At 72.4% G+C, this 12,166-nt stretch carries 17 protein-coding genes; 6 read left to right on the top strand and 11 right to left on the bottom strand.

The features are described from left to right. The 4 genes from BLR02_RS06530 to BLR02_RS06515 are packed head-to-tail and all read right to left on the bottom strand — an operon-like array spanning position 1 to position 2,124. Positions 1 to 549, bottom strand: a complete 549-nt coding sequence (locus BLR02_RS06530; protein ID WP_090661773.1) for a YcnI family protein — start codon at positions 547 to 549, stop codon at positions 1 to 3. A 53-nt stretch (positions 550 to 602) separates the two neighbouring features. Continuing rightward, positions 603 to 956, bottom strand: a complete 354-nt coding sequence (locus BLR02_RS06525) for a DUF2946 family protein (protein WP_176849408.1) — start codon at positions 954 to 956, stop codon at positions 603 to 605. A 36-nt stretch (positions 957 to 992) separates the two neighbouring features. Then, on the bottom strand, positions 993 to 1,532 hold the full coding sequence (thpR, locus tag BLR02_RS06520; RefSeq protein WP_090564810.1) for an RNA 2',3'-cyclic phosphodiesterase: 540 nt from the start codon (positions 1,530 to 1,532) through the stop codon (positions 993 to 995). A 13-nt stretch (positions 1,533 to 1,545) separates the two neighbouring features. Then, positions 1,546 to 2,124: an arylesterase gene (locus BLR02_RS06515; RefSeq protein WP_342670562.1), complete on the bottom strand. Its 579-nt coding sequence runs from the start codon at positions 2,122 to 2,124 to the stop codon at positions 1,546 to 1,548. Between the two features lie 85 nt (positions 2,125 to 2,209). On the opposite strand from BLR02_RS06515, the gene BLR02_RS06510 reads away from it, so the two are divergent. Together BLR02_RS06510 and BLR02_RS28450 are read left to right on the top strand one after the other, a co-directional pair. After that, the gene (locus BLR02_RS06510) at positions 2,210 to 2,929 is read left to right on the top strand and encodes an ABC transporter ATP-binding protein (RefSeq protein ID WP_090564814.1); all 720 of its coding nucleotides are present in this window, start codon (positions 2,210 to 2,212) and stop codon (positions 2,927 to 2,929) included. A 67-nt stretch (positions 2,930 to 2,996) separates the two neighbouring features. Further along, positions 2,997 to 3,155, top strand: coding sequence for a DUF6726 family protein (locus tag BLR02_RS28450; protein ID WP_143018052.1), 159 nt, complete (start codon positions 2,997 to 2,999; stop codon positions 3,153 to 3,155). Between the two features lie 15 nt (positions 3,156 to 3,170). Here the strand turns inward: BLR02_RS28450 and mltG are convergent, their stop codons facing one another. The 7 genes from mltG to BLR02_RS06475 form a co-directional block, all read right to left on the bottom strand. Beyond that, entirely contained in the window at positions 3,171 to 4,031 is an 861-nt protein-coding gene (gene mltG, locus BLR02_RS06505) for an endolytic transglycosylase MltG (protein WP_281201033.1), read from the bottom strand. A 125-nt stretch (positions 4,032 to 4,156) separates the two neighbouring features. After that, on the bottom strand, positions 4,157 to 5,440 hold the full coding sequence (gene fabF, locus BLR02_RS06500) for a beta-ketoacyl-ACP synthase II (RefSeq protein WP_281201031.1): 1,284 nt from the start codon (positions 5,438 to 5,440) through the stop codon (positions 4,157 to 4,159). A gap of 29 nt (positions 5,441 to 5,469) precedes the next feature. Further along, the gene (locus tag BLR02_RS06495) at positions 5,470 to 5,706 is read right to left on the bottom strand and encodes an acyl carrier protein (RefSeq protein WP_043338033.1); all 237 of its coding nucleotides are present in this window, start codon (positions 5,704 to 5,706) and stop codon (positions 5,470 to 5,472) included. A gap of 212 nt (positions 5,707 to 5,918) precedes the next feature. Further along, a complete protein-coding gene (locus BLR02_RS06490; protein WP_090661766.1) occupies positions 5,919 to 6,158 on the bottom strand; it encodes a hypothetical protein in 240 nt (79 codons plus the stop codon). Between the two features lie 132 nt (positions 6,159 to 6,290). Further along, positions 6,291 to 7,031, bottom strand: a complete 741-nt coding sequence (gene fabG, locus BLR02_RS06485; RefSeq protein WP_090661763.1) for a 3-oxoacyl-[acyl-carrier-protein] reductase — start codon at positions 7,029 to 7,031, stop codon at positions 6,291 to 6,293. Positions 7,032 to 7,080: 49 nt separating this feature from the next. Next, positions 7,081 to 8,040, bottom strand: coding sequence for an ACP S-malonyltransferase (gene fabD / locus BLR02_RS06480; RefSeq protein WP_090661761.1), 960 nt, complete (start codon positions 8,038 to 8,040; stop codon positions 7,081 to 7,083). A gap of 75 nt (positions 8,041 to 8,115) precedes the next feature. Continuing rightward, positions 8,116 to 8,862 (bottom strand): hypothetical protein, encoded by a 747-nt coding sequence (locus BLR02_RS06475; RefSeq protein WP_143018051.1) that lies wholly within the window; start codon positions 8,860 to 8,862, stop codon positions 8,116 to 8,118. A 143-nt stretch (positions 8,863 to 9,005) separates the two neighbouring features. Between BLR02_RS06475 and BLR02_RS06470 the strand changes: the two genes are divergently transcribed. From BLR02_RS06470 to rpsR, 4 genes are all read left to right on the top strand, one after another. Further along, complete coding sequence (locus BLR02_RS06470; RefSeq protein ID WP_176849406.1) at positions 9,006 to 9,533, top strand: lipocalin-like domain-containing protein; 528 nt, start codon at positions 9,006 to 9,008, stop codon at positions 9,531 to 9,533. Between the two features lie 127 nt (positions 9,534 to 9,660). Further along, positions 9,661 to 11,253: an ABC transporter substrate-binding protein gene (locus BLR02_RS06465; RefSeq protein WP_176849451.1), complete on the top strand. Its 1,593-nt coding sequence runs from the start codon at positions 9,661 to 9,663 to the stop codon at positions 11,251 to 11,253. Positions 11,254 to 11,393: 140 nt separating this feature from the next. Further along, positions 11,394 to 11,867 (top strand): 30S ribosomal protein S6, encoded by a 474-nt coding sequence (gene rpsF, locus BLR02_RS06460; protein ID WP_090564826.1) that lies wholly within the window; start codon positions 11,394 to 11,396, stop codon positions 11,865 to 11,867. Between the two features lie 3 nt (positions 11,868 to 11,870). After that, entirely contained in the window at positions 11,871 to 12,158 is a 288-nt protein-coding gene (gene rpsR, locus BLR02_RS06455; protein ID WP_043362479.1) for a 30S ribosomal protein S18, read from the top strand. The last annotated feature ends 8 nt before the right edge of the window (positions 12,159 to 12,166 follow it).

The raw sequence follows: 12,166 nt of genomic DNA, 5'->3' as shown, positions 1-12,166 counted from the left end.
TCAATGATGGCCCGCATGCGGCGGGGCCGGCAGCAGGCGGAGGGTGGGGGCGGGCAGTGTGCCGGCGGCAGGGTGCTGCCCGGCGGCGGGGATGGCCACCCAGGCGGCGGTGGCGCCGCCGCCGCAGCCCTGGATGACGGGCAGGTGCAGCGTCGTGCCGGGAGCCTCGGGGGTGCGGAGCATGACGGTGAACTCGTCATACTGCTCGTCGGGCAGCGGGCCGCCCTCCCAGGTGATCTCGCTCACTGCTTCGGTGATGGTGCCGCCATGCCCGTTCGGCACCGGCACCTCCAGCGCGCGGCGGGTGATGGTCAGGCGCCAGCCAGGCTTCGGCATGGGGCGGGCGGCGAGGATAGTCTCGGGCAGGCGGAGGGCGATGCGCTCCGTCGCGGCGCCGGCGCAGCCATGCGGCACGCGGAGGGTGGCGCGCAGATAGGCGCCGGCCGCGGCCTGCGGCGGGTCAAGGGTGACATGGGCGAAGGCGGCGGGGGCGAAGGCAGCGGGGGCGACGGCGGCCATCAGGGCTGCCGCCAGGGCGGTAGGGCGCATGGGAACTCTCCGGGACGGGGCAGGCGCGGCCGGGACCGGCCGCGGGCAGCGGATCAGGAGAGGCTTGGAGGTGCTCGGGCGCCGCCCGGCGGGCCGCGGATGCCCGGAGGCATGGTGGCGGGCGTGGCAGGCCTCGGCTGCGCGGCGAGGCGCGTCCAGGCCGGGGCCGGCAGCAGGGGCGGGTCGAGCGCGGCGCCGGCCGGCAGGGCATGGCAGGCGAGGCAGGCGCCGGCATGGTCGGGCTCGGCGGGCGTGCCATCGGGCTGCTGGTGGATGGTGCGGAGGCCATCCGCCGTGCAGATCTCGATGGCGACGGAGCGGTCGGCCATCACCAGGCAATGGGCCGGCGCGAGCACCGCCTGCAGCAGCAGGGCGCAGAGCAACAGGAAGGGCAGCCGGCGTGTCACCGGCCGAACCCTAGCCAGGACGCCGGGAAAAGTCGATCAGGCGGCCAGGGCGTATTCCACCTCGGGCACATAGAAGGCCTGCTCCTTGCCGAGCAGGCTGGAATAGAGGGTGAAGCTCTCGATCGGCACGGGCGGGGCACGGAACAGGTTATGCGCCTGGACGAACTCGATCAGCTTGTCGGGCGGGGCGCGGTCGGTGCGGGCGAGCGTCACATGCGGGGCGAAGCGCTTGCGCTCCGGCTCCAGCCCGACGCGCTGCAGGGCGGTCTCGACCTTGGCCTGGAGGAAGGCCAGCGCCTCGGTCTTCTCGACGCCGACCCAGAGGGCGCTGATCCGCCCCGCCTTCTCGAAGGTGCCAAGGCCGCGGAGCGAGAGTTCGAAGGGCCGGGCGCGGATATTGGCCAGGGCATCGTCCACGTCCTGCGCCTGCCAGGATTCCACCTCGCCGATGAAGCGGAGGGTGAGGTGGTAATTCTCGGGCGGCACCCAGCGGGCGCCGGGGATGCCGCCTGAAAGCTCCGCGAGCTGGTCCTTGATGGCGGGCGGCAGGGCCAGGGCGACGAAGAGGCGGATCATCGGGGAACACTCCTCAGCCGGAGGGAACTCGGTCCAACAGGGCCTCGACCGCGGGCAGGATGCGGGCGACCAGTCGCTCTACGCCACGTGGGTTGGGATGGATGCCGTCCACCTGGTTCAAAGCCGCGTCGCCGGCGATGCCCTCTAGGAAGAAGGGGTCGAAGATGACGTCCGGGCGCTCCCGCGCCAGATCGTGGAAGACAGCGGCGAATTCCCGGCCGTAGTCGGCGCCGAGATTGGGCGGGGCGAGCATGCCGGTGAGCAGCACCGGGATGCGCCGCGCGGCGAGCCGGTCGAGGATGGCAGCGAGGTTGCGGCGCGTCTCGGCCGGCGGCAGGCCGCGCAGCCCGTCATTGCCGCCAAGCTCGACGATCGCGGCCTGTGGCTGGTCCGCCATTGCCCAGTCCAGCCGGGCGAGGCCGCCCGCCGTGGTATCGCCCGACACCCCGGCATCGAGCATGCGGACCTGGCGCCCGCGGGCGGTGAGCGCCGCCTGCAGGCGGGGCACGAAGCCCTCGCCCGGCGGCAGGCCATAGCCGGCGGTGAGGCTGTCGCCCAGCGCGAGGAGGCGGATCGGCTCCGCGGCCCGCACCTGCAATACTCCGATACCCGATAGAGCTAGGCCAATCGCGCCTCTGCGCCCATATCGCCTGGTATCCCGGAACCCGCATGGCACCATGGACACCATCACAAGCCACTCCCGACCCCTGGACGACCGATCAACGGACGAATCGCTCATCAGCGCCAGGGAACTGACCTTCAGGGTGGCGGGGGCGGCCGGTGCGGTCAACATTCTACGCGGGGTCGATCTCAGCATCGGGAAGGGCGAGGTGGTGGGGCTGGTCGGCCCCTCCGGCTCGGGCAAGACCTCTCTGCTGATGCTGCTGGCGGGGCTGGAGCGGGCCAGTTCGGGCAGCCTGACCGTCGCCGGCCGGGTGCTGGCCGGAATGGACGAGGATGCGCTGGCGCGCTTCCGCCGCGAGACCATCGGAATCGTGTTCCAGGCCTTCCACCTGATCCCGACCATGACGGCGCTCGAGAATGTCGCCGTGCCGCTGGAATTCGCCGGAAGGCGGGATGCCTTCGCCCGCGCCACCGAGGCGCTGCGCGAGGTCGGGCTCGGCCATCGCCTCGGGCACTACCCGGGCGAGCTGTCGGGCGGCGAGCAGCAGCGCGTGGCGTTGGCCCGGGCGACGGTCGCCGAGCCGCCCCTGCTGCTGGCCGACGAGCCCACCGGCAATCTCGACCGTGGCACGGGGGGGCAGGTGATGGACCTGCTCTTCGGCCTGCGGGCGCGGCTCGGCACCACGCTGCTGCTCATCACCCATGACCCGGTGCTGGCCGGGCGCTGCGACCGGGTGGTGCGGATGGAGGACGGGCTGATCGTCCCCGGATGATGGGCCGGGATGAACGGCGGGCGGCGCCGGGGCGTTCGGGCGGCCAATGACTGGAGGACTGAGACCCATGCGGATCATGATGTTGCTGCTGGCCGCCCTGTCGCTCTCCGGCTGCGGCCTGGTGGCGCTGCCCTTCCGGGTGACCGGCGACGTGCTTTCGGTGGTGCCGGTGGTGGGCAAGCCGCTCGGCGCGCCGATCCATGCCGTGGGCGATGTGATCGACTGAGCCTGGCCCGGCGGCTCAGCGCGCGGGCGCGGCCTCCGCGCGGCGGCGCTCGACCTCGCGCCAGCGGGCGACGTTGCGGTTGTGCTCCTCGAGCGTCCGAGCGAAGGCGTGGCCGCCGCTGCCATCGGCGACGAAGTAGAGATCCTCGGTCGTGGCCGGACGGGTGACGGCGCGCAGCGCGGCGAGGCCGGGCGCCGCGATCGGGGCGGGCGTGAGGCCCTTCACGCGATAGGTGTTGAAGGGGTGGTCGCGGTCCAGATCCGCCCGGCTAAGCGGACGGTCGAGCGGCGCGCCGTCGGCGGCGGCATAGGCGACGGTCGGGTCGGACTGCAGTGCCATGCCGGCGCGGAGCCGGTTGAGGAAGACGGCGGCGATGCGGGGGCGCTCCTCCGGCACCGCCGTCTCGCGCTCGACGATGCTGGCGAGGACCAGCGCCTCGCGCGGCGTCGCCAGGGGAAGGTTGGGCGCGCGGTCCGCCCAGGCCTCGGCCAGCGCCCGCTCCATCGCCGCCTCGGCACGGCGCAGCAGGGCGGCGCGGCTCTCGCCCCAGGCATAGGCGTAGGTTTCCGGCAGGACGGCGCCCTCGGCGAGGGTCGGGGCCTCGCCGGTCAGCCCCTCGGCGCGCGCGAGGAGGGCGGCGATCTGCCGGGAGGTCAGGCCTTCGGGAATGGTCAGGCGACGCTGCACCGGCCGGCCCGTGCGCAGGATGCCGAGCACCTGCTCCATCGAGGCGCCGGGCGGGAAGGCGAATTCGGCCGCGCGGATCGGCCCCTCGCCCCGCGTCGCCAGCGCGGCCAGGGCGAAGAGGCGCGGATCGGTGATGACGCCGGCCCGGTCGAGGGCGGCGGCGATGGCCTCCGTCCCGCCCCGGGGGATGACGAGCTGGGCCTGCTCAACCAGCGGGCCAGGGGCGCGGTAGAGATGGAAGGCCCAGCCCGCGCCCGCCGCGGCCAGCAGGGCCAGGGCGGCGAGCGCCGCCCCGGCAAAGCGGAGGAACCGCCTCAGGGCGCCGCGCGGAAGACGATGCTGGCGTTGGTGCCGCCGAAGCCGAAGCTGTTCGACAGCGCCACATCGATCTTCCGCTCCTGCGCCACCTTGGCGACGCGGTCGATCGGGCTCTCCTTCGAGGCCTTCTCGAGGTTCAGCGTCGGCGGGGCCACGCCGTCGCGGATGGCGAGGATCGAGAAGATACCCTCCACCGCGCCGGCGGCGCCCAGCAGGTGGCCGATCGCCGACTTGGTCGAGGACATGGCGAGCGTCTTGCCGTCATCGCCCCAGAGGCGTTCCACCGCGCCGAGTTCCAGGTCGTCGCCGAGCGGCGTCGAGGTGCCGTGGGCATTGACGTACTGCACCTCGCCCGGCGTGACGCCGGCGCTCTTCAGCGCGGAGCGCATGGAGCGGTAGGCGCCGTCGCCGGTATCGGAAGGGGCGGTGATGTGGTGGGCGTCGCCCGACATGCCGTAGCCGATGACCTCGGCATAGATCTTCGCGCCGCGCCGCTTGGCGTGCTCGTACTCCTCGAGCACGACGACGCCGGCGCCCTCGCCCATGACGAAGCCGTCGCGGCCCTCGTCCCAGGGGCGGGAGGCCTCGGCGGGCGTGTCGTTATAGCCGGTGGAGAGGGCACGGGAGGCGCAGAAGCCGGCCATGCCGATCTCGCTGACCGCGGCCTCGGCCCCGCCGGCGACCATGACATCGGCATCGCCGAAGGCGATCAGCCGGGCGGCGTCGCCGAGGGCGTGCACGCCCGTCGCGCAGGCCGTGACCACCGCATGGTTCGGCCCCTTGAAGCCGTAGCGAATGGAGACATGGCCGGAGGCGAGGTTGATCAGCGCGCTCGGGATGAAGAAGGGCGAGACCCGCTTGTGCTTGCCCTGGGCGATGAGCTGCGAGCTCTCATAGATGGTGGTGAGGCCGCCGATGCCGGAGCCGATCATCACGCCGGTGGCGCAGCGGCTCTCCTCGTCCTCCGGCATCCAGCCGGAATCCTCGACCGCTTCCACCGCCGCCACGACGGCGAGCTGGATGAAGCGGTCCATCTTCTTCTGGTCCTTGACCGGGATCCATTCGGCGAGGTCGAGCTTGCCCTCGGCCTTCGCCCCGACCGGAACCTGGCCGGCGATCTTGGCCGGCAGGTCCTTCACGTCGAAGGACTGGATGGCGGCGATGCCGCTTTCGCCCTCGACCAGGCGCTTCCAGACCCGCTCGACGCCGAGGCCGAGCGGGCACGCGATCCCCATGCCGGTGACGACAACCCGCCGCGGCGCGGCACTCTGTGCGAACACGCTCAACCTCTCCTTAGGTCAATCGGGCCTTAGCCCTTCTGCCCGTCGATATAGGCGATGGCGTCCTTCACAGTCGTGATCTTCTCGGCCGCGTCGTCCGGGATCTCGACGCCGAAGGCCTCCTCGAAGGCCATGACCAGCTCGACGGTGTCGAGGCTGTCGGCGCCCAGGTCGTCAATGAAGGAGGCGTCCTCGGTCACCTTGGCCTCATCCACGCCGAGGTGCTCGACGACGATCTTCTTAACCTTCTCGGCGGTCTCGCTCATCGCGTGCCAATCTCCAGTTCAGCAGCCATGCCCCAATGGTTGCCGGCCCATGCCCGGAATCCCGGCACGCCACGCTGGCGCCAGCCTGGGGCGGGTGGGTGGCAACTCGGAACCCGGAGGGGGGCGTAGGCGGTGTTGGCGGCGCTGGCAAGTCCCTTTGGCGCCTTTGCGGTGGCCGAAGCGGATGCCGCAGCGCAGCAAAGCGGCCTGCTTCAGCGCGGCGGGGCAGCCAATTGGGCGAGGCGCGCGACGCCGAGCACCGCCTCGATCGCCGCCGGGGGCGAGGCCAGGCAGGCGAGGCAGGCCACCACGGCAAGGTGCAGGTCGGCCCCCTGGCCGAGCACGGCGAAGGGGGCCGCCAGCGCCGCGGCGCCGAACAGCCACCAGGGACCTTCCGGCCAGGGGCCGACCAGGGAATCAGGGGCGAATCGCGGCTGGACCAAGCGCACCATGGCTGCCTCGGGCTGCTGGGGCTGAAGCGGCCAGGGCAGTCTCGGGTTGCGGCGGCGATGGTGCAACAAAAAGCGATGGGAGGCAGCGTGCCGCCCTGCATCCGGGGCGCCGCGGGGGCGGCGCCCTGGGCGCTAGATCATCGCCATGCCGCCATTGACGTGCAGCGTCTGGCCGGTGACCCAGGCAGCCTCGGCGCTGGCGAGGTAGACGACGGCGGCACCGATATCCTCCGGCGTGCCCATGCGGCCGGCGGGGATGCGCTCGAGCAGCTTGGTGCGGGCGGCCTCGGGCAGCGCATCGGTCATCGCCGTCTTCACGAAGCCCGGGGCAACGACGTTCACCGTCACGCCGCGCGTCGCCACCTCCTGCGCCAGCGACTTGCTCATGCCGATCAGCCCGGCCTTGGCCGCCGCGTAATTGGCCTGGCCGGCATTGCCGGTGACGCCGACGATCGAGGCGATGGAGACGATGCGGCCATGCCGGCGCTTCATCATCCCCCGCAGCGCCGCGCGGGCGAGGCGGAAGGGGGCGGTGAGGTCCACATCGAGCACCGCGGCCCAGTCGGCATCGCCCATGCGCAGCGCCAGCATGTCGCGGGTGAAGCCGGCATTGTTCACCAGGATGTCGAGGCTGCCGAGCTTGCCCTCCACCTGCTCGACCAGCGCGGCGGGCGCCGCCGGGTCGGCCAGGTCGGCGGGGGCGACCAGCACCGCCTCCCCGCCCAGCTCGGCCGCCAGGGCCTCGAGCTCGGCGGCGCGGCGGCCGGTGAGGGCCAGTTTGGCGCCGCGGGCATGGAGGGCACGGGCGGTGGCGGCGCCGATGCCGCCCGTCGCGCCGGTGACGAGGGCGACGCGGCCGGTCAGGTCGAACATGGATGGGCTCCGATCAAGGGTTAGGGCCGCGGGCCGGCTCCGGGCGCCGTCAGAGGGTCTTGAGGAAGGCCTCGACCTCGGCCGGGCTGCCGATGGCGGAGGCGGTGGCCTCCGGCGCGTTGCGCTTCATGAGGCCGGTGAGGACGCGGCCGGCGCCAAGCTCGACGAAGCGGTCGCAGCCCATCGCCGCCATGGTGGCGACGCAGTCGCGCCAGCGGACGGTCGCCGTCACCTGCTCGACCAGCAGGCGGCGGATCTCTGCCGGGTCGGTCGCCTTGGCGGCGGTGACATTGGCGATGAGGGGGACGAGGGGCGCGGTGATGCGGGCCTCGGCCAGCGCCTGCGCCATGGCATCGGCGGCCGGCGCCATCAGCGCGCAATGGAAGGGCGCCGAGACCGGCAGCGGCAGGGCGCGCTTCACCCCAAGGCCGGGGGCGGCGGCGATGGCGCGCTCGACCGCCGGCTTGGCGCCGGAGATCACCACCTGGCCGCCGCCATTGTCGTTGGCGATCTCGACCACCTCCTCCGCCCCGGTCTCCGGGTCGGCCTTCGCGGCGTCGCAGATGGCCTGGGCCTGGGCGAGCTCGGCGCCGAGCAGCGCGGCCATGGCGCCGGTGCCGGGCGGCGTCGCCCGCTGCATGGCCTCGCCCCGGAGGCGGAGCAGGCGGGCGGCGGTGGCCAGGTCGAAGGCCCCGGCGGCGGTGAGCGCGCTGTACTCGCCGAGCGAATGGCCGGCGACCAGGGCGACCCGGGCCGGGAGCTCGAAGCCCCCCTCCCCCTGCAGCACGCGGAGCACGGCGACGGAATGCGCCATCAGCGCCGGCTGGGCATTGGCGGTGAGGGTGAGCTCCTCGGCCGGGCCCTCGAACATCAGGCGGGAGAGGTGCTGCTTCAGCGCCTCGTCCACTTCCTGGAACACTTCGCGGGCGGCGGGGAAGGCGGCGGCCAGGTCGCGGCCCATACCGGGGGCCTGGCTGCCCTGGCCAGGGAAGACGAAGGCCATTGCCATGGACGGTTCCTCAGCGGGTTTGGCGGGCGGCCCTAGCGGGCAGCCCGGGCGGTGTCAATCGCCCGGCCGATGGGGTCAGGGGGCGGCGGCGCTGCGGGCGACGCTCTCGGCGACCGGAGGCAGCTGATAGCCAAGGGCATTCTGCACCGCCGCCGAGGTGCCGGGGGGGAGCCCGGCCTGGGGCGGCGCGGCGGGGGCCTCACCGCCGGGTGGCGGGGGCGGCGGGACCACCACGGGCGGCGCCGGCGCAGGGGGCATGCCGACGCCCGTGGCGGAGGGTGTGGTGGTGGGGGCGACGGGCTGGGCGGGGGGTGGCGTGGTCCCCGGGATGGGGCCCTGGGCGGCGGCGGCGGCCGGGCTCGCCGGCGGCTCCGTCGTGTAGTCGGGGACGATGCGGGCCTGGTTGCCGGTGATGACCAGCACGCGCTGGCCGACGACGAGCGGCGTCTGGTCGCGCTGCGTCACCGAGATCAGCTCGCTCTTGCCGGTGCGGACGACATATTCAAAGGCCTTGGTGTCGCCCGCCACATGCTCGGCGGTGGTGCCGATGAGGCCGCCGATCAGCGCGCCGCCGACGCCGCCCAGCGCCGAGCCGATGCCGCCGCCCGGCGTCTGCGCCCCGAGCACGCCGCCGGCGGCGGCACCGGTCGCGGCGCCGGTGCTGCCCTCGGCGGTGACGCTCACCTCGCGCCGGCCGACGACCATCCCCTGCTCCACCTTGTTGGCCTGCTGGACGGCGCGCGTGGCGTAGGTGTCCGGAGAGTAGTCGGGACCGCAGGCGGTGAGCAGCAGGAGGAGGGAGAGTCTGGGGAGGCGTTGCAAGGGCGGTTCACCGTTCCGGCTCAAGAGGAATTGGCCGCGCTGCATAATGCGGATGGGGGATGTTTGTCAGCCCTGGTCTGCTGGACGAGACCGCACGGATCCCGCCCTGGGGCGCGATGCGGAGTTCCTGGAAGGAGGATTGCATGTTTCGCCGGACCGGCCTGGCCCTGCCCGGGGCGATGATGCTGGCCTTGTCCTGCCTGCCAGGGAGGCGCGCCGCGGCGCAGGCGGCAACGCTCGGCGATGGGATCCTCGGCACCTGGACCCTGGTCTCGGCGACAAGCCAGCGGGAGGACGGCACCCGGGGCGAGCCCTTCGGCCCGAACCCGAAGGGTGTCATGATGTTCGCCCGCGACGGCCATTTCAGCCTGTTCCAGTCGCGGGCCGAACTGCCGCGCCTGGCGGCGAACGACCGTGCCCGGGCGACGCCCGAGGAGGCCATGGCTGTCGTCCGGGATTCCATTGCCTATTACGGGACCTATACCGTCGATGAGGCCGGCCGTTCCCTCTGGCTGCGGCTTGAGGGCAGCACCTATGCGAATCTGCTGGGCGATGCCCCGCAGCGGCGGATCATCAACCGGCTGACTGCGACCGAGCTCGCGTTCAGCAACCCGCGCACGCCGAACGGCCTGACCCTCCACGCGGCCTGGCGCCGGGCGCCGCCGCCATAGCGGGGCGGCACCGGAATTTCCTCGCCCTCCCTCGTTCCACTCCTGGCCGCGATGGCCTAGCCTCCGGCCGGGGAACGACGCCGGGCCGCACGCCACCGCCAAGGGGCACAGAGCCATGGATATCCGCCTGAACCGACGCAGCCTGCTGGCCGGCGCCGCCAGCCTCGGCGCGCCGCTCGCCATGCCGCGCCTTGCGGCCGCGCAGGGCTCGCGCGTGCTGAAATTCCTGCCGCAGATCGACCTCGCCTTCCTCGATCCGCACTGGACCACGGCCTATGTCACGCGCGGCCATGGGCACATGGTCTTCGACACGCTCTACGGGCAGGACAGCAGCTTCAAGGCCTCGCCGCAGATGGTGGAGGGGCATGTCGTCGAGAATGACGGCAGGCTCTGGACGCTGACGCTGCGGCAGGGCCTGCTCTGGCATGATGGCGAGCGGGTGCTGGCGCGGGACTGCGTCGCCAGCATCCGCCGCTGGGCCAAGCGGGATGCGCTGGGCGGGGCGCTGATGGCGGCGACGGAGGAGCTCTCGGCGCCGGATGACCGGACCATCCGCTTCCGCCTCTCCCGCCCCTTCCCGCTGCTGCCGGAGACGCTCGGCAAGGTGAGCTCGCCCATGCCGGCGATGATGCCGGAGCGGCTGGCCAATACCGACCCCTTCAAGCAGATCACCGAGATGGTGGGCAGCGGGCCCTTCCGCTTCCTGGCCGATGAGCGGGTGGCCGGCTCGCGCAACGTCTATGCCAAATTCGAGCAGTACGTGCCGCGCGAGGGCGCGCGGATGAGCTGGAATGCCGGGCCGAAGGTGGTGCTTCTCGACCGCGTGGAGTGGACCACCATCCCCGATGCGGCGACCAAGGTGGCGGCGATCCAGCGTGCCGAGCAGGACTGGTGGGAGAACCCGACCCACGACCTGATGCCGCTGCTGCAGCGCGACCGGCGCATCCGCATCGAGGTGACGAACCCGACGGGCACCGTCTGCATGATGCGGCCGAACCACCTGCAGCCGCCCTTCGACAAGCCGGAGGCGCGGCAGGCGCTGCTGCATGCCTTCGACCAGGCCTCCTTCATGCAGGCGATCGTCGGCGACAACCCGGCCTCCTACAACCTGCCGCACGGCATCTTCTGCCCGGGCACGCCGATGGCGAGCGAGGCCGGGCTCGAGCCGCTGAAGGGGCCGCGCGACTACGGGAAAGCGCGGCGCCTGCTGCAGCAGGCCGGCTACAACGGTGAGAAGGTCGCCATGCTGGTCGCCACCGACTACTCCCACCTCAAAGCCATCGGCGAGGTGGCGGCGGATGCGATGGGCAAGATCGGCCTGAATGTCGACTATATCGCAACAGACTGGGGCACCATGCTGCAGCGGCGCAACAACCGTGGCCCGGTGGCGCAGGGCGGCTGGAGCTGCCTCAACACCAGCTGGGAGGGCGCCGACCACATGGACCCGGCGAGCCACTACGCCATCCGCGGCAATGGCGCCGAAACCGGGGCCTGGCCCGGCTGGTGCGTGAGCGAGCGGCTGGAGCAGCTGCGCGACGCCTGGTTCGCCGCGCCGGACCTGGCCGGCCAGCAGGCCGCCTGCCGCGAGATGCAGGTGCAGGCGATGCGGGACGTGCCCAGCATCCCGCTCGGCCAGTACATCCAGCCGACGGCCTACCGGACGAACATCACCGGGGTGGCGAAAGGCTTCCCCACCTTCTGGGGCGTGCAGAAGGGGTAAGTCAGCCCTTGCTTATGGCGGGGCGGCGTGCTTTACGCCCCGCTTCCCTGCCGCCGCGGAGGCATCGCGCGCGGCTATGCCCATTTGTGCGCCCGGCATCCCGCCTGTCGCCTCGGGCTGAGACAGCCAGAGGGGTATATATGCCGCTATATGAAAGCGTGTTCATCGCACGCAACGACGTCACGCAGCAGCAGGTCGAGACGATCGCCGAGCTGGTCGCCACCATCGTCGCCGAACAGGGCGGCGAGGTGAAGAAGCGGGAATACTGGGGCCTCCGTGGCCTCGCCTACCGCATCAAGAAGAACCGCAAGGGGCATTACATGCTCCTCGGCATCGACGCCGTCCCGGCAGCGATGCAGGAAGCGGAGCGCCAGCTGGGCCTCAACGAGGACGTGCTGCGCGTCATGACCCTGCGCGTCGAGGCGATCGACGAGGCGCCCTCCGCCATCCTGACCCGCCGCGGCGAGGAGCGTGAGCGCGACCGTGGCTTCCGTGGCCCCCGTCCGCCGGGCCGCTTCAGCAGCGGCCGCCGCGAGCGCGGTGACGAGCGCGAGGAATTCCGTGCCCGCCCGCGTGACGAGATGGCCGATCCCTCCATGGGCGGCGAGGAGTAAACCATGTCCGACGAGATCCCCGCTTCCGACATGACGCCGGCCGCGCGCCGCCCGGCCGTCGGTGCCCGCCGGCCCTTCTACCGGCGCCGCAAGTCCTGCCCCTTCTCCGGCCCGAACGCGCCGAAGATCGACTACAAGGACGTGCGCCTGCTGAGCCGCTTCCTCTCTGAGCGCGGCAAGATCGTGCCGAGCCGTATCACCGCGGTCTCCGCGAAGAAGCAGCGCGAGCTGGCCAATGCCATCAAGCGCGCCCGGTTCCTCGCCCTTCTGCCCTACGTCATCAACGACTGAGGCAGGCG

The sequence above is a fragment of the Belnapia rosea genome, assembly GCF_900101615.1.
In the GTDB taxonomy this organism is placed as follows: domain Bacteria; phylum Pseudomonadota; class Alphaproteobacteria; order Acetobacterales; family Acetobacteraceae; genus Belnapia; species Belnapia rosea.
The sequence above is the reverse complement of the archived record's forward strand: the minus strand, read 5'-3'. Positions and strand labels throughout refer to the sequence as shown.

Excerpts from the sequence above, each read along its gene's own strand:
- BLR02_RS06530 (WP_090661773.1), bottom strand. The coding sequence starts at position 549 with ATGCGCCCTACCGCCCTGGCGGCAGCCCTGATGGCCGCCGTCGCCCCC.
- thpR (WP_090564810.1), bottom strand. The coding sequence starts at position 1,532 with ATGATCCGCCTCTTCGTCGCCCTGGCCCTGCCGCCCGCCATCAAGGAC.
- BLR02_RS06510 (WP_090564814.1), top strand. The coding sequence starts at position 2,210 with ATGGACACCATCACAAGCCACTCCCGACCCCTGGACGACCGATCAACG.
- BLR02_RS28450 (WP_143018052.1), top strand. The coding sequence starts at position 2,997 with ATGCGGATCATGATGTTGCTGCTGGCCGCCCTGTCGCTCTCCGGCTGC.
- BLR02_RS06495 (WP_043338033.1), bottom strand. The coding sequence starts at position 5,706 with ATGAGCGAGACCGCCGAGAAGGTTAAGAAGATCGTCGTCGAGCACCTC.
- BLR02_RS06490 (WP_090661766.1), bottom strand. The coding sequence starts at position 6,158 with ATGGTGCGCTTGGTCCAGCCGCGATTCGCCCCTGATTCCCTGGTCGGC.
- fabG (WP_090661763.1), bottom strand. The coding sequence starts at position 7,031 with ATGTTCGACCTGACCGGCCGCGTCGCCCTCGTCACCGGCGCGACGGGC.
- fabD (WP_090661761.1), bottom strand. The coding sequence starts at position 8,040 with ATGGCAATGGCCTTCGTCTTCCCTGGCCAGGGCAGCCAGGCCCCCGGT.
- BLR02_RS06470 (WP_176849406.1), top strand. The coding sequence starts at position 9,006 with ATGTTTCGCCGGACCGGCCTGGCCCTGCCCGGGGCGATGATGCTGGCC.
- rpsF (WP_090564826.1), top strand. The coding sequence starts at position 11,394 with ATGCCGCTATATGAAAGCGTGTTCATCGCACGCAACGACGTCACGCAG.
- rpsR (WP_043362479.1), top strand. The coding sequence starts at position 11,871 with ATGTCCGACGAGATCCCCGCTTCCGACATGACGCCGGCCGCGCGCCGC.